This is a genomic window from Leeuwenhoekiella sp. NPDC079379 (assembly GCF_044542075.1).
Lineage (GTDB): Bacteria > Bacteroidota > Bacteroidia > Flavobacteriales > Flavobacteriaceae > Leeuwenhoekiella.
In genome coordinates, this window is sequence record NZ_JBITTU010000001.1 from 451,939 (window position 1) to 471,476 (window position 19,538).

At 35.3% G+C, this 19,538-nt stretch carries 18 protein-coding genes; 5 read left to right on the top strand and 13 right to left on the bottom strand.

Annotated elements, in window-relative coordinates:
• Positions 1 to 49 precede the first annotated feature (49 nt).
• Positions 50 to 499: a PEGA domain-containing protein gene (locus ACIGAM_RS01915; RefSeq protein WP_396509774.1), complete on the bottom strand. Its 450-nt coding sequence runs from the start codon at positions 497 to 499 to the stop codon at positions 50 to 52.
• A gap of 78 nt (positions 500 to 577) precedes the next feature.
• Positions 578 to 1,459: a hypothetical protein gene (locus ACIGAM_RS01920; protein WP_396509775.1), complete on the bottom strand. Its 882-nt coding sequence runs from the start codon at positions 1,457 to 1,459 to the stop codon at positions 578 to 580.
• A 42-nt stretch (positions 1,460 to 1,501) separates the two neighbouring features.
• On the opposite strand from ACIGAM_RS01920, the gene ACIGAM_RS01925 reads away from it, so the two are divergent.
• The gene (locus ACIGAM_RS01925; protein WP_028376873.1) at positions 1,502 to 1,840 is read left to right on the top strand and encodes a TM2 domain-containing protein; all 339 of its coding nucleotides are present in this window, start codon (positions 1,502 to 1,504) and stop codon (positions 1,838 to 1,840) included.
• 78 nt (positions 1,841 to 1,918) lie between these two features.
• On the opposite strand, the gene ACIGAM_RS01930 is transcribed toward ACIGAM_RS01925, so the two are convergent.
• From ACIGAM_RS01930 to ACIGAM_RS01955, 6 genes are all read right to left on the bottom strand, one after another.
• Complete coding sequence (locus ACIGAM_RS01930; RefSeq protein ID WP_396509776.1) at positions 1,919 to 2,947, bottom strand: phytase; 1,029 nt, start codon at positions 2,945 to 2,947, stop codon at positions 1,919 to 1,921.
• 1 nt (position 2,948) lies between these two features.
• The gene (locus tag ACIGAM_RS01935) at positions 2,949 to 5,774 is read right to left on the bottom strand and encodes a TonB-dependent receptor (protein WP_396509777.1); all 2,826 of its coding nucleotides are present in this window, start codon (positions 5,772 to 5,774) and stop codon (positions 2,949 to 2,951) included.
• Positions 5,775 to 5,937: 163 nt separating this feature from the next.
• Complete coding sequence (locus ACIGAM_RS01940; RefSeq protein WP_396509778.1) at positions 5,938 to 7,518, bottom strand: tetratricopeptide repeat protein; 1,581 nt, start codon at positions 7,516 to 7,518, stop codon at positions 5,938 to 5,940.
• A gap of 129 nt (positions 7,519 to 7,647) precedes the next feature.
• Complete coding sequence (rpmA, locus tag ACIGAM_RS01945; protein WP_028376876.1) at positions 7,648 to 7,911, bottom strand: 50S ribosomal protein L27; 264 nt, start codon at positions 7,909 to 7,911, stop codon at positions 7,648 to 7,650.
• A gap of 25 nt (positions 7,912 to 7,936) precedes the next feature.
• Positions 7,937 to 8,428 carry a 50S ribosomal protein L21 gene (gene rplU / locus ACIGAM_RS01950; protein WP_028376877.1) on the bottom strand — a complete coding sequence of 164 codons (492 nt, stop codon included), beginning with the start codon at positions 8,426 to 8,428 and terminating at the stop codon, positions 7,937 to 7,939.
• Positions 8,429 to 8,537: 109 nt separating this feature from the next.
• Positions 8,538 to 8,993 carry a DUF4199 family protein gene (locus ACIGAM_RS01955; protein WP_396509779.1) on the bottom strand — a complete coding sequence of 152 codons (456 nt, stop codon included), beginning with the start codon at positions 8,991 to 8,993 and terminating at the stop codon, positions 8,538 to 8,540.
• 206 nt (positions 8,994 to 9,199) lie between these two features.
• On the opposite strand from ACIGAM_RS01955, the gene ACIGAM_RS01960 reads away from it, so the two are divergent.
• Both ACIGAM_RS01960 and ACIGAM_RS01965 read left to right on the top strand, forming a co-directional pair.
• Positions 9,200 to 10,519 carry a M16 family metallopeptidase gene (locus ACIGAM_RS01960; RefSeq protein ID WP_396509780.1) on the top strand — a complete coding sequence of 440 codons (1,320 nt, stop codon included), beginning with the start codon at positions 9,200 to 9,202 and terminating at the stop codon, positions 10,517 to 10,519.
• A 53-nt stretch (positions 10,520 to 10,572) separates the two neighbouring features.
• Complete coding sequence (locus tag ACIGAM_RS01965; RefSeq protein WP_396509781.1) at positions 10,573 to 12,645, top strand: insulinase family protein; 2,073 nt, start codon at positions 10,573 to 10,575, stop codon at positions 12,643 to 12,645.
• A 19-nt stretch (positions 12,646 to 12,664) separates the two neighbouring features.
• Here ACIGAM_RS01965 and ACIGAM_RS01970 read toward each other — a convergent pair whose 3' ends face one another.
• From ACIGAM_RS01970 to mutY, 5 genes are all read right to left on the bottom strand, one after another.
• The gene (locus tag ACIGAM_RS01970) at positions 12,665 to 13,567 is read right to left on the bottom strand and encodes a DMT family transporter (RefSeq protein ID WP_396509782.1); all 903 of its coding nucleotides are present in this window, start codon (positions 13,565 to 13,567) and stop codon (positions 12,665 to 12,667) included.
• Positions 13,568 to 13,627: 60 nt separating this feature from the next.
• Positions 13,628 to 14,191: a gliding motility lipoprotein GldD gene (gldD, locus tag ACIGAM_RS01975; RefSeq protein ID WP_396509783.1), complete on the bottom strand. Its 564-nt coding sequence runs from the start codon at positions 14,189 to 14,191 to the stop codon at positions 13,628 to 13,630.
• A gap of 28 nt (positions 14,192 to 14,219) precedes the next feature.
• Complete coding sequence (locus ACIGAM_RS01980) at positions 14,220 to 15,548, bottom strand: gliding motility-associated protein GldE (RefSeq protein WP_396509784.1); 1,329 nt, start codon at positions 15,546 to 15,548, stop codon at positions 14,220 to 14,222.
• 28 nt (positions 15,549 to 15,576) lie between these two features.
• Positions 15,577 to 16,044, bottom strand: a complete 468-nt coding sequence (locus tag ACIGAM_RS01985) for a single-stranded DNA-binding protein (RefSeq protein WP_396509785.1) — start codon at positions 16,042 to 16,044, stop codon at positions 15,577 to 15,579.
• A gap of 105 nt (positions 16,045 to 16,149) precedes the next feature.
• A complete protein-coding gene (gene mutY, locus ACIGAM_RS01990; protein WP_396509786.1) occupies positions 16,150 to 17,232 on the bottom strand; it encodes an A/G-specific adenine glycosylase in 1,083 nt (360 codons plus the stop codon).
• Between the two features lie 128 nt (positions 17,233 to 17,360).
• Here mutY and ACIGAM_RS01995 point away from each other — a divergent pair, with 128 nt between their 5' ends.
• Positions 17,361 to 17,657 carry an HU family DNA-binding protein gene (locus tag ACIGAM_RS01995; RefSeq protein WP_028376886.1) on the top strand — a complete coding sequence of 99 codons (297 nt, stop codon included), beginning with the start codon at positions 17,361 to 17,363 and terminating at the stop codon, positions 17,655 to 17,657.
• A 308-nt stretch (positions 17,658 to 17,965) separates the two neighbouring features.
• Positions 17,966 to 19,504 carry an Rne/Rng family ribonuclease gene (locus tag ACIGAM_RS02000; RefSeq protein ID WP_396509787.1) on the top strand — a complete coding sequence of 513 codons (1,539 nt, stop codon included), beginning with the start codon at positions 17,966 to 17,968 and terminating at the stop codon, positions 19,502 to 19,504.
• Positions 19,505 to 19,538 lie beyond the last annotated feature (34 nt).

Sequence of the window (19,538 nt, forward strand, 5' to 3'; positions counted from 1 at the left end):
CTTTTATAAAAAAACCCTCCGAAAACATTTTCGGAGGGTTTTTTCATTTTTAATCTAATACGATTATGGTTTCTACAATTTGCTCATCAGTATTAATGTTAACACTTTGAATCTTCCCTTTCTCAAGAAAATTAGCTGCCGTTGCAGCACTCTCTAAATCTACCTTAACGTATTTAGTATCTACTCTTTTTAAAGAACCTGTTAACGCATCTACACCCCAACCAATGATTGATAGACCATTCAAAATTGACACGAGATTAAAATTGCTATCCATAACAACAACGCGCTCTTTGTAATTTTCTAATCTGAAGTCAACACGATCATCAGCCTCAACTTTAATTTGAACTGGTGTTATACCTTTTTCAAAACCGTTGACGTAAACTTTAGCTCCGTTTGGATTAGATTCAAATAATACTTTGCGCTTTGAACCTGTAAAAATGCTTGCACAACTTGTAAACAGCATAACCGCAATTAAACTTAATAAGGTAACTTTTTTCATAATATAGATTTGTGAATTGAAAGGCAAATCTATATTTGATCATTATGCAATGCTTACAGATATCTGTAAAACGGGGGTTTATTTTTTTATAATGGTCATCTCTGCTTTTTCGCCGGCTTTAAGATTTGTAATGGTTCTCACAAAATTACGGGTGTCTATCACTTCTAGGCGAACAGTATTAGGAGATGACGTACCTTCACTAATAGCTTCCACACGAATCACTGTAGCGGGTTTAGAAAGTTTAAATTCCATATGCTTTTTAGCACGCGTTACTGTAAAGTTTTCCAGCACAGGTTTTTCATCTACAAACAAATTGATAATATCACCGTCTTCTTTGCCGGCATCGTAGATTGCCAGCTTTATGTTCTGATCTCGGGTAAAAATATTTAAGTTCTCATTTTTTGCGATAATATTTCGCGTAAGGGTATCTAAAACCCGCGCTACTTTGATATTCTGTTTAACCGAATCTGAAAACTTCTTAGACTTCTGTATAACCTTATCTATTTTTTCTACGCGTTTACGTACTTCCTGACCTGAGTTCACCACGATAACGCCATCGAGACAAGGGTCACCATTAGTATATAAACCTTTAAAATCACCACTAAAAGCCTTTACTTTATCAAGCTCGCGAACGTTTCCTTTAAAGTTTACAAAACAAAAATCTTCCTGTACTACAGGAGACTTTGTATAAACGATATCATACTCTTTAAAAGTCAATAGATTTTTATCAGCGTTATAATATCCTTTTATGTTGGATTTGGTCTCGTGCTTTCCAGAAAAATCTGTCAGAGAATACCCTTGTATTGAATCATTTACCCTGTTAAACAAGAGCTTATAACTTATGAGAGAAGTATCGTTTAGTTTTATAACTCCAAAAAATTCAAACTCCTGTGCTGTTGCCGAATTACTAAAAGTTAAACAAATCAAAAACAATACGAGCGTGTAGGATTTTCTTCTCAAAATAGCGTAATTTTTAAAAGTCTAATTTAACCACTAAACTCTATGAATTTCAAAATTATTCTTTCACTGGCACTTCTGCTAATGATATCAACAACAACTTTTGCAGGCTTTCCTGTAGAGCGCAAAGCAAAAGTTACAACCGAACTAAATACAGCCGATGAAGCTAGCAGTGAACTCGTGTCACCGGCTGCTGTTGCTGCAGATCGTCAAACCGTTGCAATCTTGCTTTGGTTATTTTTAGGAGCCTTTGCTGCGCACAGATGGTACTTAGGAAGCCCTATTTTATGGAACATTCTCTTTATCCTAACTGCAGGATTCTTTGTAGTAGGATGGATAATTGATGGTGTCGAGATTATTACAGGAACATATCCTGGTTTATAATTAATAACACTTAAAGTGCAAAACCCCTCTTAAATGTATTTAAGAGGGGTTTTTTAGTTTTCAACCTATTTTTCTTTACTACATCAGCTTTGCTAAATCATAAAAATAAAAAGTACCGTCGTCATTCATGGCTACAAACAAGCCGTTTTTAAATGTACTATTGAGAGGTACCGTTACCACATCACAACCGTCTGTTTCTGTCGTTGTAAGATTTAAAGCCTTTATAAAAGCATTTGTTTTGCGATCATAAATGTTAAACTGCCCCCGTTGCTGGTCTGAAACGATTAAGAAACCTGTGCCATCTTCATAAGTTGCAATCGCTATACCCTCTATATCATTCTGAAAATCTGCAAATCCAAAAGAGCTTACCTGCTCATTACCCTTATCAGGTTCTGCAAAATATTTTTTAACACCATCTCCTTCATCTGAATAATAAATAAAACCCATCGCATCATCTACCGCAATAGCTTCAATTTCCTTTTTACCACTAAATTGACCAAATTTACGTATCAAGTCAAATCCTACTAAACTGTCTGATTTTGTCGTGATTTTATACTGATATAAGTAGTTTTCTGAAGGCCCAGATTTTCGACCTACAATCGCATAGAATGAGCTGTCAATTGCCGACTTATATAAACTTACACCCATAGGAGATTGAAAATCTATATTGGGATCGCTATCATCTGCAAATACCGGAAATCCACCACTATCTAGAGGTTTCATATCAGGAACCGAATAGATGCGCAACATTTTACGTTCCCTTTCAGTAAAAGCAATGATATCTGTCGTAGTAGAATCAGTTACAGGAAAATCGTAACGCAGATCTACATTGTTAGGCCTTTGAATACCGCGAATGGTTTTTGATTCTATAATCTTTCCTTCAAGATCAAAAGCATAGATCGCCCCATCACTCTCTTTATCTGTACCAAAAACAATACTCTGCGATGCATCTTCAGGATTTATCCAAATCGCAGGGTCATCTGTATCATATTTAACGTGCTCTGTTATTAGGTCTGGCTTAATCTCGGGCAGTTGAGATTTACTACTTCCGCAGGAAATCACTATAATAATACCGCTTAGAAATGCTATAATTTTGAATTTTTTCATTTTAAAATAAGTCATATTTTACACCAAAGGTTAAACGTGTGTTGTAGTATTCCATCTGCATGGTTCTATCCCGCACTCCTTGATAGTAGCGCAATGGCTGATTTGTAATATTATTGAGATTTGCAAATACCTGAAGGTTTTTAGACAGGAAAACAGTTGCATTAAAATCTAAGAAAAACTGCTCATCATAAAAACGATCTTCAAAAGCATTACCTCCTAATTCGTCTAAATAAGCATCAGAATAATTACCAGATAAGCGGGCACTAAACCAGCTGTCACCATAAGATAATGAAGCATTAAACATATTAGGAGAAGAGCCCGGTAAATCAAGGTCGCCGCGCAAGTCACCATCTTCATTTGCAATACCTTTAGCTTCAGAATTTAAATACGTATAATTAAAATAGACACCAAAGTTTTTGAGAAAACCAGGTAAAAAATCTAACTGTCGTTGAAAAGCAACTTCAGCCCCAAAGATGGTTGCTTTATCGCCATTTAAAGGCTGAAATAACTCTATACCATCTTCTTGATCTGTTTTTTGAGTGTAAATAAAATCCTGAAGATTTTTATAAAACACTCCACCTGAGAGAATCCCTACAGACTGAAAATATCGCTCTGCCATGAAATCAAAATTCATAGAAGTTGTAGGTTCTAATTGCGGATTTCCTATTGAAATCTCATCATCCTCACGCTGCCTGTAAGGTACCAGATCTATATAATTAGGCCGAGCTAACGTATTAGTCCATGCAAAGCGTAAGACTGTTGATTGTGAAGCATTATACTTAAAATGAACTCCCGGTAGAATATTAGTATATGTACTCTCATCCTTTACCTGAGTTACGGCATCCAGATCATCTACATTAAAATTATTTCCTACACTTTCAATACGTGTATTTTCAATTCTTAAACCTACAAGAACGTTAAGCTTTTCAGTAAGTTTCTGGTTAGTCATTATATAGCCTGCAAAAACATTTTCTTTTACATCAAAATTATCTCCCAGATATTCATCAGGCACAGCCTCACCCTCAAAAGCTGCTAAATCTTGCAGATTTAAACCTCCTAAAAATTGTGGGGATACAAAAACACCGGGTTTATATTGAGAACCTGCAAGAAAATCGTTTCCACTATATATACGTTGCTCTACTAATGACAAATTATCTAAAGCTCCTGTAAGCGGTGAATATTCAAAGAAAGTGTTGTCTCTATTTTTATTTTTAAAACGCCCACGAATTCCAAATTTTATACTCCCACTACCGGTATTAAAAAAGTCTGCCGGGAGCTCAAAATTTGCAAAAAAGTTAAGGTCCTTTTCTTCTGTAAATTGATATTCTTCAGTCAACTCATCAAATTCGAAATTTGTGAAATCTTCTGTATCTTCTGGAGTGTGTAAGGGATAACGTGTGTCAATAACTTCATTGTTTATACCATATTCTGAAGCGTAAATTAAATAACGCTCATTAGGTCGTTCTTCAGATGCTTTTGCAAAAGAACCCATCCAAGTGAATTTAAGATTTCCAAAGACGTGATTCCCACCCAAACTATAGTTTTGCATACGCTGATCTTCAAGGCGTCTATTTTGATTTCTTCCGCCAGGCACACCTCCTTTAGTTTCTCTTTTAGCTTCAACCGGAAAACGTGATGGTGTATTATTAACAAGGTCAAAATCACTTTCAAAAATGTCTTCAGCATCTAAAACCTCAGAAGAATAGGCAAAACGATTCTCCCGATCATCTCGCCAATTATACATTGTTTTTAAATAAATCTCATTATTCTCATCAATGTTGTAGTCAAGATTTGCAGAAAAACTACGTCTTACCCGTTGAACAAGATATTTACGCGTTTCAAAAACTGCCGCATACGGATTGACATCAACCTCTGTCTCTTCGCCCGCTGCGTTTGTATATTCAAACGCATCTGCCCACTCTGCTTCTACATTATCACTACCAAAATCATTGTCGTTTATAGATGCAGAAACAAGCCAGCCAAACTTCTTGTTTTTTGAACGATCGCCTACAAGAAACGACCCGCTTAGAATACGTTTATCTGTAATAAAATTTATTCCACTTCCACCCGTCGCAGAGAGTCTAAAGCTTTGTGGAGTAGATCGTGTTACAAGGTTTACCGAACCACCTAAAGCATCTGCATCCATATCTGGCGTTACAGCTTTATTGACCTCGATAGTTTGTATCATATCAGACGGAATCAAATCCATCTGTACATTTCTATTATCACCTTCTGCCGAAGGAATACGGCTTCCGTTTAGGGTTACCGAATTTAACTGTGGCGCCAGACCACGTATAATAATATTTCGCGCTTCTCCCTGATCTATCTGCATGGTAATACCCGGAATACGCTTAGCCGCATCACCTATATTAGCGTCAGGAAATTTGCCTATCTGATCTGTAGAGACAACATTAGTAATATTAAGATTGTTCTTTTGTGTATTAAGTGCACGCGATTGCCCACCAGAACTATAACCTATAACCTGTACATCATCTAATTTAGTCTCTTCTGAAGTTAATAAAATAGATACTGTCGCTGTTTTACCACTGGCGACATCTACCTGCACAAACATGTCTTTAAAACCTAAATATTTAATTACAAGTGTATGGCTACCTTCAGGAATGTCAAGAAAGGTAAATTTCCCATCTTGATTAGAAACCGAACCTTTATTTAAGGCCTCAATCATTACTGCGGCACCGGGAACATTTATCCCATAATCATCTACAATCACGCCTTGAATACTACTGTTTTGTGCAGACAAACCTGTAGTATTAAAGACAAAAAGCAGCGTTACAAAAAGCAACTTTAAACTGGTAATAATTTTCATTTTTTTGGTGTTTAGTATTTGTCAAATTTACCTGAGCCCTTTAAACACCTGCTAAAATTAAAAGCAACAAATTGTAAAGGTTCTAAATTTTATAAGCTACAAGGAGGCAACAATTACCTAAATTTTACATAGAACTAACACCAGCTTAAAGAAAACCACTACTTTATAATTTAAGCATAAAATTTACTAACTCTTCCTGCGTATCTATGGGCAGTTTTTTACGTAGACGATATCTGGCAACTCGAACACTATCTGCCGTAATTCGTAAAATAGAAGCGATCTCTTTTGACGATAAATTAAGTCTTAAAAGCAAACATAAACGCAACTCAGTTGCCGTAAGTTTATGTAACGTAACTTCACTTAAATTTTTTGTAAAGTGGGGATGAATTTCTTCAAATAGAACCATAAATTGGTTCCACTCATTATCTTCTGCAAGATGAAGATCTAATTCTTTTGATAGGGCTTCTAATTTTACAGGAAGATCCATTCGTTTACGAGAACTTAGTTTCTGAAGTGTTCCCGACACCTCTTCTATCAATTTATTTTTTTGAGAAATGCTTAAGCTGTATTTAGAGAGTGTAGCTGTTTTAAGCTGAATTTCATTTTGTAAGTATTGCTCCTGAGCAACCTTATGTTCTATTTCAGCTTCTAGAGCACGTTGTTTATACGCATGTATCTTGGCAATTAAGCTCCTTCTTCTTTTCTGAATATAAAGAACCAAAACACATGAAACGACCGCAACTAGTGTAAGCAGGATGAGAATAACTAAATTAGCTTTTGCCGTCTTGTTTTTTGCTTCAAGCAAATTAATTTGAGCTTGTTTCTCTTTAGTGTCAAAAATGGTTTGAAGCGCATTTAGCTGATTAAAATTTTGAGAATAAAACTGCTGCTCTACACGTTTTTGATATTTAGACAAATAGTGATAACCCTTTTCAAAATCATTTTTTAAAATGTAGGTTTTAGAAAGATCTTTATAAGCACTTTGTATTTGATGTGAATTATCATACTGCTGTGCAAGATTTAATGCCGCTGTTGTTTTTATCAGGGCATTCGTGTAATCTTGAGTCTTTCTGTAAATATCTGCCAGATTATTAAGAGCATTTATCTGCGACTCATCATTTGTATTTTTAAAATACACAAAAGCCTTTTCAAAGTGACTGTACGCTTTATCATACATTTTAAGGTCCTCATAGATACTTCCTAAATTTTCATTTACTATGGCCTGCCCATATAAATCATTTTGCTCATTATAAATTGCATAGCTTCTGTTTTGATAAGTCAACGCTACGTGGGGTTCACCAAGCTTTTCTTTGCACGTACCTATTAACCGTAAACTTTTAGCTTTTTCAATAGATAAATTATTTTCTGATGCAATCTCAAAAGCTTCTTTTAAATATTGTAGAGCCTTTGTATAATTATTTAATAATATATAAATCTCCCCAAGATTATTTTTAATACAAGACTTAGTTTTATTTGCTGTTTTTGAGCTATATCTGTATGCTAAGCTATAATTCTCGACTGCTTCTGTGTATATCTGAGATTGTTTATATAGCGATGCGCGGTTTAAATATGCTTCAACAATTTTATTACGATCTGACTGTTTTAATGCAGTATCTAATTCTAATTTATATACATAAAAGAGAGAGTCTGAAAAATGCTGAAAAGATTTATCAATAGACTGTGCCTGTATTAAAGCATAAGGAGCCATAATACAAAGTAATGTAATTAAAAGTAGGGTTCTCAATGGGTTGAATTAACATACTAAGATAAAGTAGCGGTGTTAAGTCAGTATTAGGTAAAGTTTAAACTATAAACAAAAAAGGGTCTCTTTCAATCTGAAAGAGACCCTTTTAAATAATTATATAAGTTTTACTTATGCTTCTGCAGCTGGTACTATAGAAACGTAAGATTTGTTGTCTTTCTTTTTAGTGAATTTAACAACACCGTCTACTCTTGCGTGTAGTGTATGGTCTTTACCACCATAAACATTATCACCTGGGTGATGCGTGTTACCACGTTGTCTAACGATAATATTACCTGCTATAGCAGCCTGACCACCAAAAATCTTAACACCTAAGCGTTTTGATTCTGATTCTCTACCGTTTTTTGAACTACCTACTCCTTTTTTGTGAGCCATCTTATTTTAAGTTTTTAGTAGATTATTATTTACTTAAAGCTTCAATTAATTCAGCCTTCTTCATTGAAGAATATCCTTCAAGTCCTTGTTCTTTAGCCATCTCTCTTAATTCAGCAACAGTGTTGTTACTTAAATCGTCATTAGATTCACTTTTAGCTTCAGCTTTAGGAGCTGCGCTTTCAGTTTTAGCTGCTTTTTTACCTCCTTTTAATGAGATATCACCTATTAAAAGTTCAGTTAAAGATTGACGGTGACCGTTTTTCTTTCTGTAACCTTTACGTCTCTTCTTTTTGAAAACGATAACCTTGTCTCCTTTTAAGTGACGAGTGATTGTTGCTCCTACTAGAGCTCCTTCTATAGCCGGGGCGCCTAAAGTGATGTTGTCACCATCTCCTGTCATAAGAACTTTATCGAAAGAAACATCGTCTCCTTCTTCTCCTGACAAACGGTTTACAAATACCTTTTGATCTTTTGCAACTTTAAATTGCTGCCCTGCTATCTCTACAATTGCGTACATAGCGTAATGATTAAATAGTTTTTAAAATCTTAAACCTTTAGATTTAAGAGGGCGCAAATATACAGCTATTTACTTACAATCCAAATCAATAGTTGAATTTAAAATTGAGTTATTTAACTCTTTTAGTAGTATTCCAGCTTTGTTTAAATAGTTGCATAAAACTTAAGGTCAAAACTGCGCTGGTTGCAAAGCCCATTATTGCTACTACAAATACTACACTACCCAGACTAGTATCATAAGTACTCTCCCATCTGCCTATCATAACATCTAGATAATCAGGATTTATATTACCCGCATATAGTGCAAAAAATGCCGTAAACAATATAGTAGATACAAAACCGGTCACTATTCCTACAGAGAAACCATCACCATATTCAAACTCTTTTCCTTTACTTAATTTATAATATTTAATAGATTCATAAATACCAAACCCAGTAATAACTCCATTAAAGAGACTAAAAATAGGGTTTGTATGAAGCCCAAATAGGGCCAGGACTAAAAAATAAGCAATTAGACCAGCGGTGATAGCAACACCAAAACGAATAGGAAGGGCAACTTTAAGCATAACTTTTTTTGATTTTTCATAAAGTTCACACTTTTAAAATTTAATGTCATTAACACCGTGTTAAAAAATAAGAATTAGACTCTCAAAAACTTGTTTTGTTATCAAATGATTCGCCAAATATGCAGATTACATATTTTTAATGAAGATTATGTAACATATTTTATTAATCACATACTTATGAGTATAACTAAAAATAAAATTTAAGCATGAAAAAGACTCTTTTTTCAATTGCTTCAATTCTTCTTTTGAGCTTTAATGCTAGTGCTCAGGAAGTTGAATTTGAAGAGTATGATTTAGACAATGGTCTTCACGTCATTTTACATCAGGACAATAACGCTCCAGTTGTCACTACCGCAGTAATGTATCATGTAGGTGGTAAAGATCGTGAAGATGGGCAGACCGGTTTTGCACACTTTTTTGAACATTTGCTTTTTGAAGGAACAGAAAACATCGAAAACGGAAAATGGTTTGAGATGGTAAGCTCTAACGGAGGCACTAACAATGCAAATACATCTCAGGATCGCACGTATTACTATGAAGTTTTTCCTTCAAATAATCTAGAATTAGGGTTATGGATGGAATCTGAGCGCATGTTACACCCTATTATTAAACAAGGTGGCGTAGATACTCAAAATGAGGTTGTAAAAGAAGAGCGTCGTTTGCGTTATGACAACTCTCCTTACGGCCAATTTCTGTTCGCCATTAGCGAACAATTATTTAAAAATCATCCATATAAAGATCCTAACGTAGGATTTATGGAAGATCTTGATGCTGCTTCTTTAGAGGATTTTAAAGCTTACTTCGATAAATATTACAAACCTAGTAATGCAGCATTAGTAGTTGCAGGTGATATTGATATCGCCAAAACTAAAAAAATGATTCAAGATTATTTTGGCCCCATACCAAGCGGACCAAAACTAGAACGCAGCTATCCTGAAGAAGCTCCTATTACTGAAGCCAAAAGAACTCAGTTTTACGATTCTAACATACAGGTGCCTGCAATCCTAACCGCATACCGTACTCCGGGATATGGTGATCACGATGCTTACGTACTAAATATGATCTCTTCGTATTTAAGTGACGGTAAAAGTTCTAAACTGTATAAAAAAATGGTTGATGAGAAAAAGCAAGCACTTCAAATAGGCGCTATCAACTTAGAACAAGAAGATTATGGCATGTATATTATCTATGGCTTGCCTTTAGGAGAAACTTCTCTTGAAACCTTACTGGAAGGAATGGAAGAAGAAATTGCCGCTTTGCGAAATAATTTAATCTCAGAAAGCGATTTTCAAAAGCTTCAAAATAAAGCTGAAAGCAACTTTGTAAACTCAAACTCTAGTGTTGAAGGTATTGCAAGCACATTAGCAACAGATTATATGCTATATGACGACACTAATCTAATTAATACAGAGATTGATATTTACCGCTCTATAACGCGTGAAGAAATTAAAGAGGTTGCAAATAAATATTTGAAACCTACGCAACGCGTTGAAGTAGAGTATTTACCTAAAAAAGATGAGAAATAAACTGTAGATTTTTACAAATCATATACAGTAACGTCAAACAAAATCAAATTCTGATGAAAAAAATAATATTTAGTTTACTTATTGTAGCTGCTAGTTTTGGCACTAATGCACAGGTAGACAGAAGCACAATGCCAAAAGCCGGGCCTGCACCTGAAATCAACCTCAGCAAGCCTCAGAGCTTCGAATTAAAGAATGGTCTAAAGGTAATCGTTGTAGAAAATCACAAACTCCCACGCGTTGCCTACACACTTACGTTAGACAATCCGCCTATTCAGGAAGGAGACAAAACAGGAGCTGCAACACTTTCTGGCGCATTATTAGGAAAAGGCTCTACAAGCATTAGTAAAGATGCCTATAATGAAGAAGTAGATTTTATGGGTGCCCGTATCAACTTTGGGTCTCAATATGCTGCTGCAAATGGTCTTACTCAATATTCAGATCGTATTTTAGAACTCCTTGCTGATGCAGCAATCAACCCTAATTTTACTGAAGAAGAATTTAACAAAGAGAGAGCACTTCTTATAGACAATTTAAAAACAAATGAGAAGAGTGTTTCCGCAGCTGCAAATACGGCAAGTCGTGCATTACTTTATGGTAAAGACCACCCAAAAGGGGAATTTGAGACGCCAGCAGGTTTAGAGAACGTAACTCTTACAGACGCTAAAGCTTTTTACAACAAAGCGTTTATACCTAACAATGCATATTTAGTTGTCGTAGGTGATGTCGATTTTAAAAACATCAAAAAAATAGTTACTAAAAATTTTAAAGATTGGAAAAAAGGAACTGAACTTTCAGCAGCTTTTACAACTCCTAAAAATGTTGTTAGTACAGAAATAGACTTTATAGATATGCCTAATGCGGTGCAGTCTGAAGTGATTGTAGAAAACCTGGTTTCTCTTAAAATGAGTGATCCTGATTATTTTCCGGTTTTAATGGCAAATCAAATCTTAGGTGGTGGTGGTGAAGGCCGCCTGTTTTTAAACCTACGTGAAGACAAAGGCTATACTTACGGAGCTTATTCTAATATAGGCAATGACAAATATGGGATGACTTCGTTTAGCGCTTCAGCGAGTGTTAGAAACATGGTTACAGACAGTTCTGTTGTGGCATTTTTAGAAGAAATAGATAGAATACGTGAAACTCCGGTTTCAGAAAAAGATCTAAAAAACGCTAAAGCAAAATACGTAGGAAGTTTTGTAAGATCTCTAGAGCAACCGGCTACTGTAGCGCGTTTTGCGTTAAATATTGAAACAGAAAATCTTCCTGAAGACTTTTACCAGAATTACTTAAGTAAGATTAATGCTGTAACTATTGCAGATGTGCAACGTGTAGCTAAAAAGTATTTCTTATCAGATAATTCACGTATTGTTATTGCAGGAAAAGGAAGCGAAGTCTTAAATAACCTTGAAAATGTATCATTTAAAGGAAAAACAATTCCTGTAAAATTTTATGACAAAGAAGGTAACGCTGTAGAAAAGCCAACATATGAAGTAGCTCTTCCTGAAGGTGTAACTAAACAAACTGTTTTAAATAACTATCTGGAAGCAATAGGCGGAAAAGATAAAGTAGCAGCACTTAAATCTCTTATGATGGTTGGCGAAGGTAGTGTTCAGGGAACACCACTTAAACTAACTATGAAAAAAACAAACAAAGAACAGTTTGTACAAATGATAGAGGTGATGGGTAATGTAATGTCTAAGCAAGTACTTAATGGTGATACCGCTGTTATTACTGCACAAGGGCAAACAGTTAATCCTACTCCTGAGCAACTGAAAGATTTAAAGGCAGAATCTGCTATTGTTGCTGAATTAAATATGCTTGAAGATGAAACTATTAAGCTTGATAAGATCGATAAAGTAGATGGTAAAAATGCTTATGTTTTAGTTTTAAATGAAAAGAAAAAAGCTTTCTATGATACAGAAAGTGGTCTAAAAATTAAAGAGGAAACCACTCAGGAAATGCAAGGCCAGACCTTTGTACAAACCGTATTATACGGAGATTACAAAGAAGTAAATGGCGTACAATTTCCTACCAAATTATCACAGTCTATGGGACCTCAAAATATTGAGTTTACATTTTCTGAAGTAAAGGTTAATGAAGGAGTTACTGAAGCAGATTTCAAATAAAAATCAGCTTTTTAAATACTTAAGAAGACCGGCTTAATCGTCGGTCTTTTTTTTGTTTACGGTTTACGAGATATACACCCAAAAGAATCACCATCGCTCCTAAAAAATGAATCAAGGTGAATAATTCACCATCAAGTAAACCCCAAAAAATACCAATTACGGGAATCAAATAGGTCACCGATGTTGAGAACACGGCAGACGAAATCTGAATGAGCCTATTGAATAAAATTTTAGCGATTCCTGTTCCCACTACAGCAAGCACACCTACATACATCAGAGATTCTGAGACTATATTATTTGATAAATCAAGCTCTAAAACACCTGAGAAATAAAGAACAATTAACGCCGGAATAATCATTACTGTAAAATTACCTACTGCTATTGCCTTAGAGGAAACTTCCTGTAACTTCGATTTTATAATATTTGCATTACCTGCATAACAAAGCGCCGCAAGAACCACAAAACCCGCAAACAAATAATTCTGCTCTGGGTTTACCTCAGCTCCTTTAAAAATAAGAATCCCTGCTCCCGCAAGCCCCATTAAAACTCCAAGTACTTGATTTCCCGTAAAGGGTATTTTAAAAATCACATAACCTAAAAACATAGTAAAGAGAGGCACCAGTGAATTTAATATTGAAGCGATACTGCTATTAATCTCAGTCTCTGCATAAGCAAATAGAAATACAGGAAGAAAGGTACCTAGCAAAGCACTAAGTGCAATCCAGGGCCACTGCTTTCGAGTAATTGTAAAAACAGATTTAAACCCTATAATAAACAGAAAAATAGTAGAGAAAGTGATGCGTACAGCACCTAACTGAAGCGGTGTTAACCCCACCAGACCTTTTTTAATTAGTATATAAGAACTGCCCCAAACCAGTGAAAGTATAATGAGGTAAATCCATTTTTTAGTATCATTCTCCATTGCCAAAAATATGGCTGCAAAATTGTGATTAATAAATGGGAATATGACACTAGGTCTTGGCTATTTCTTCCACCTTAGAGACTCCATCAAATGACGAATATCATTTTTCATATAAGCAGCAGCAGGTAAAATACTATCGTAGTTAGGTTTTACATTAAAATAAATAGAACCTGTTATAAAATGGGAAGTACTATCTGTAATGTAAAATTGAGATTGGGAAGCTGCGTTACCAGCAACGTCATAAAACATACCATATACGTTATGCTCATCGTTCAAATACTTCTCTTCAGAAATGTTATCTGCCTTTATAACGTGCTCATAAGTGAGTTTTTGAGCATCAGTCAACAGTTCCTTTATATTATTTTCTACCGGCCGGTATGTAAGATACAATGCAGCATCTAATGCAGGGTATTCTAAAACAGCAGAGCAATCGCTTTTATAACGCACTACGGCCAATGCGTTTTTCATAAATTTATAAGAACACGCATCTGAACCATATAAAGAATATTCAGGAGCCTTATAGTTGAGTGCTAAAAAAGCATCGGGCTTTGGCAATACATCATCTTTGCAAGAACATAACAGAAAACTGCATAAAACCAATAAATGTGCTGCTTTTAGATTCAATACTATAAAGATTATAAGAAACCCGGCTTTATTCGGTGTCTCTAATTGTAAGTTTAATTTGCTTAATACGTTTTTGATCTATCACCTCTATCGTAAACGCATAATGCTCAAAATTTAGTATCTCGTTTTTCCTCGGAAAACCTTTTGAAATCTCTAAAAGAAAACCGGCTAAAGTTTCAGCCTCCCCTTTGTTATCTTCAAATGAAGAGGGGTCATCCATTCTCAAAACTTTGTAAAAATCTTTAAGTGATGTCTTTCCTTCAAAAATATAATTGTTGTCATCTAGCTTAGAGAAGATAATATCTTCATCGTCAAACTCATCGCTAATATCTCCCACAATTTCTTCTATGATATCTTCCATAGAGATTAAACCACTTGTACCGCCATATTCATCTACGACAATTGCAAGGTGTATTCGCTTCTCTTTAAATTCATTTAAGAGATCATCTAGCTTTTTATTTTCGGGCACAAAATATGGATCTCTTAAAAGAGAGGTCCATTCAAAATCTTCTTTATCTATATGCGGCAGGAGGTCCTTTACATAGAGAATCCCAGATATATTATCTACATTATCAGCATAAACAGGAATACGTGAATACCCATTCTCAATTATTAACGGAATTATAGTCGAGTAAGACGACTCTTCATTAAGCGCAAACACATCCATTCTAGGTTTCATTACCTGCTTGGTATCTGTATTACCAAAACTCACGATACCTTTTAGAATTTTTTGCTCTTCTAAAGATGTATCCTCTTCACTGGTTAATTCTAATGCCTGCCCTAATTGATCTATACTTATATTAGCCTTTTGCTTGCCCAGGCGATCCTGAAGCAACAGCGTTATAGAACGCATAGGCATACTTAAGGGTGTAATGATAAAATCTAAAACCAGCATGGGATATGCCATTTGGCCAGAAAACTTTACCTTATTTCTACTGGCGTAGACTTTAGGCAAAATCTCACCAAACATAAGTATAAGAAAGGTAATTCCTAAAACTTCTACTAAAAACCTTAGATCTACTACCCAAACCTTTAAACCATCAAGACCTGAGAATAACGTCTCTCCCAGACCTGTGAATATTAAAACAATAGCAATATTTATAAAGTTATTAGCAACCAGTATTGTTGCAAGAAGTTTTTTTGGCTTTTCTAACAATCCCGCAACAATACTTTCTTTTCTAGATTGCTTATCGGGATCTAGCTCTAAATCTGAAGGAGTAAGTGAGAAAAAAGCAACCTCAGTACCGCTAATTAAAGCTGAAAAAACCAGTAAAATAAGCACCGCTATAATTTCTACAACCGTGGTTATTGAAAAGCTTTGTTGAATGAGCAGCAAACTTGGGGGGTCGGGATCCAATTAAATGATGGTGTTTAGTTTATACTTTTTAAAAAGGAAGGTCATCTTCTTCCTCCTCAATTGCAGGAGTTACAGGAGATGGCGCTGCTTTTGGCTTAGCTACTGCAGCAGGTCTACTTTGAGCTGGTTGAGCTGTAGAAGAATCTATACCACCGCTTTCTTTAGGTGTTAAAAATGTAAAATCTGTACATTGTATCTCTGTACTGTAACGCTCAATACCAGACTCATCCTGCCATTTACGAGTTTTAATACGTCCTTCTATATATACTTTGTCACCCTTCTTCAGGTATTTTTCGCAAATCTCTGCTCCTTTATTACGTACAACAACATTGTGCCACTCTGTAGAACTTACGCGCTCTCCAGAAGTTTTATTTGTATATGTCTCATTTGTAGCAAGCGGAAAACGCCCTATACTACCACCACCTTCAAAATAGTGCATTTTAACATCGTCTCCGGTGTGGCCTATTAACATTACTTTATTTAGTGTACCTGACATAATCTTAATTTGAAAGATCAAAAGTAACTAAAATTAAGTAGTTGCTCAACTAAAAACACGTTAAGCCTTTGCCATAAATCTCATACTTTTCAAGGTATTTTGAAGTTAATAATCCTCAAAATCAAAAGTTTCCATAAACCGATCTATAACTCTAGGCACAGCAAACTCGCTAAAGCTTGTAAATGGTATCGTTTGAAGACCCTTAGCTTCTACCAGTTTAGCTATCCAGAATTTAACGTAAAGTCTTTGATGCGATAACTTATGAATAATAGGTTCTATTTGACCTAACTTAACAGACTCAACCTCTAAATCACTAAAAAGAACAGGACCATCTATTCCTATAATAGAAAAGTCTTTGACGCGTTTGCTAAACGTTTTACTATCAAGATCTTTAGTAGACTCAAGTAATGGGAAATCATAAAGACCTTGCCAAATACCCTTTTCTTCTCGCTTGCTCAAAACAGTTTTTCTATCTTGAGTTATTAATATTACATAATTAAAGAACCGGTCCCGCACTTTTGTTTTTCCTTCTTTATAGGGGAGTTTATCTATTCTACCCTGCTGAAAAGCGACACAGTCTGTTTGAAAAGGACAATGTAAACAGTACGGATTTTTGGGCTTGCATTGCGTAGCACCAAACTCCATAACCGCCTGATTAAACGTAGCCGGATCTTTAATGTCTATAAGTTTTTGAGCCAATTCCTTAAACTCTTTTTTACCAGATGTAGAATCTATAGGAGTATCTATACCATAAATACGAGAAAGCACTCTGTATACATTACCATCTACTACTGCTCTTACTTCGTTAAAACATATAGACGCAATCGCACTAGCTGTATAATCACCCACACCTTTTAATTTAATAATATCGGTATAGGTAGAGGGAAAGACACCTCCTAATTCATAAGCTACTTTTTTTGCGGTAGCGTGCAGATTACGAGCTCTTGAATAGTAGCCCAGCCCTTGCCATAATTTTAAAACCGCATCCTCATCTGCGTCAGCAAGTGATTTTACATCGGGATATGACGAAATAAACTTGAAATAATAGGGTGTTCCCTGCTCAACTCGTGTTTGTTGAAGTATGATTTCTGAAAGCCAAATGTAATATGGGTCACTTGTAGACCTCCAGGGAAGCGCTCTTTTATTTTGTAAGTACCAGTCAATTAGTTTTTTAGAGAAATTTAACACAAAAAATACCTTTTGTTCAATTTAGCCGTTTATGTAGTTATATTTTAATCTTTTACGTTTGAAATATTGATTTATTAATGTGTATATTTGCACCCTTGAAAATTTTTAACCCCCTAAAACAATAAATAATGACAAAAGCAGATATTGTTGCTAAGATTTCCGAGAAATTAGGAATTGAGAAAAATGACGTTCAGGCAACTGTTGAAACATTTATGACCGAAGTGAAGAATTCTCTGGAAAGTGGAGACAATGTTTACTTAAGAGGTTTTGGAAGTTTTATTATTAAAACACGTGCTGAGAAAACCGGCCGTAACATTTCTAAAAATACTACTATTAAGATACCCGCACATAACATCCCTGCGTTTAAACCTGCTAAGGTTTTTGTAGAAGGAGTTAAGTCAAACGTATCAGTAGACGAAAACTAACTATTAATTATTAAACCGAGCTCTTATGCCAAGTGGTAAAAAAAGAAAAAGACACAAGGTAGCAACGCACAAACGTAAAAAACGTCGTCGCGCTAACCGTCACAAAAAGAAAAAGTAGTCTAGTACTACTTTTTCTGTTATTATAACGTTTGTTATGATAACCTATGTTCATTGACATCTGGAGTCTTCGCATAATTTAATGTGTAAAACTTCTAACGTTTACAAAATCCTGTGAAAAAAAATGTTTAATCTTTTTGCAGCAAAAACCTGTATATCAGGCTTAGGCTGTGGATATAATTTAATGAAGCGTGAATAATGAATTAATCATTAGATCCAGTTCCACTTCAGTTGATTTTGCCCTTTTAAAAGATGGTAAACTAATAGAATTACATAAGGATGAGGAAGATAACCAATTTGCAGTAGGAGATATTTTTATCTCTAAAATACGCAAAACGGTTTCTGGTCTTAATGCCGCATTTGTCAATGTAGGCTACGAGAAAGATGCATTTTTGCACTATCACGATTTAGGACCCCAGCTTCCCACTCTTTTGAAATTTGTAAAACGTGTAAGCACAGGTAAACTCAAGGATTACTCCTTAAAAAACTTTCCTACGGAAAAAGATATTGATAAAAATGGAAAAATAGCAGATGCTATAAAATCTAATCAATCTATTCTAGTACAGGTAGTTAAAGAACCCATTTCTACAAAAGGCCCAAGAATAAGCAGCGAGCTTTCTATCGCCGGAAGATATGTGGTTTTAGTTCCTTTTTCTGACCGTATTTCTATTTCTCAAAAGATAGAATCTAAAGAAGAAAAAGCACGCCTTAAACGCCTCATGCAAAGCATACGACCAAAAGGTTTTGGCGTAATTGTGCGTACTGTCGCTGAAGGAAAAATGGTTGCAGAGTTAGATAAAGATCTACAAAACCTGGTAGACCGTTGGACTGCCATGTGTAAAAAATTACACAATGCCCATTTGCCCAGTAAAGTTTTAGGTGAGATGAATAGAGCCTCTTCTATGTTAAGAGACTTGTTTAATGACACCTTTACTGCAATCTGCGTAGATGACGAGACATTGTATTATCAAATTAAAGAATATCTGCAAGAGATTGCGCCTAACAAAGAAAATATCGTAAAACTACACCAAAGTAATGTTCCTGTTTTTGAAAAACATGGCATTGAACGACAAATTAAAACTTCCTTCGGGAAGACTGTATCTATGAGTCGTGGGGCTTATTTAGTTATCGAGCATACCGAAGCTTTACATGTTATTGATGTAAATAGTGGTAACCGTTCTAATAAAGCCAAAAGTCAGGAAGAAACAGCTTTGGAAGTAAATATGATTGCCGCCACAGAAGTAGCCCGCCAATTGCGCCTACGCGATATGGGCGGTATTATTGTTGTAGACTTTATAGATATGGGTAAGGCCGAAAATCGTAAAACTCTTTTTAATCACTTACGTGATGAAATGAGTGATGACCGCGCTAAACATAAAATTTTACCTCCTAGTAAATTTGGACTTATTCAGATTACACGTCAACGTGTACGACCTGAAATGAATATCAAAACAAGGGAAAAAGATCCTAACGGAGATGGTGAGATTGAAGCACCTATTAGTGTCGTAAGTCGCATACAAGCAGACTTAGTAAAATTATTTAAAAAAGACTATAAGAAGATAACGTTACATACGCATCCTTTTATAGAGGCCTTCTTGACAAAAGGCTTCCCATCAGTACGTTCTAAATGGTTTATAGAACATAAAAAGTGGGTTAAAATAATGCCCAGAGATGCTTACACGTATCTCGAGTACCGTTTTACAGATAAAGACGGGAAAGAAATTAGATAAACTGAAACAACCCTCATCGTGCAAACGGTGGGGG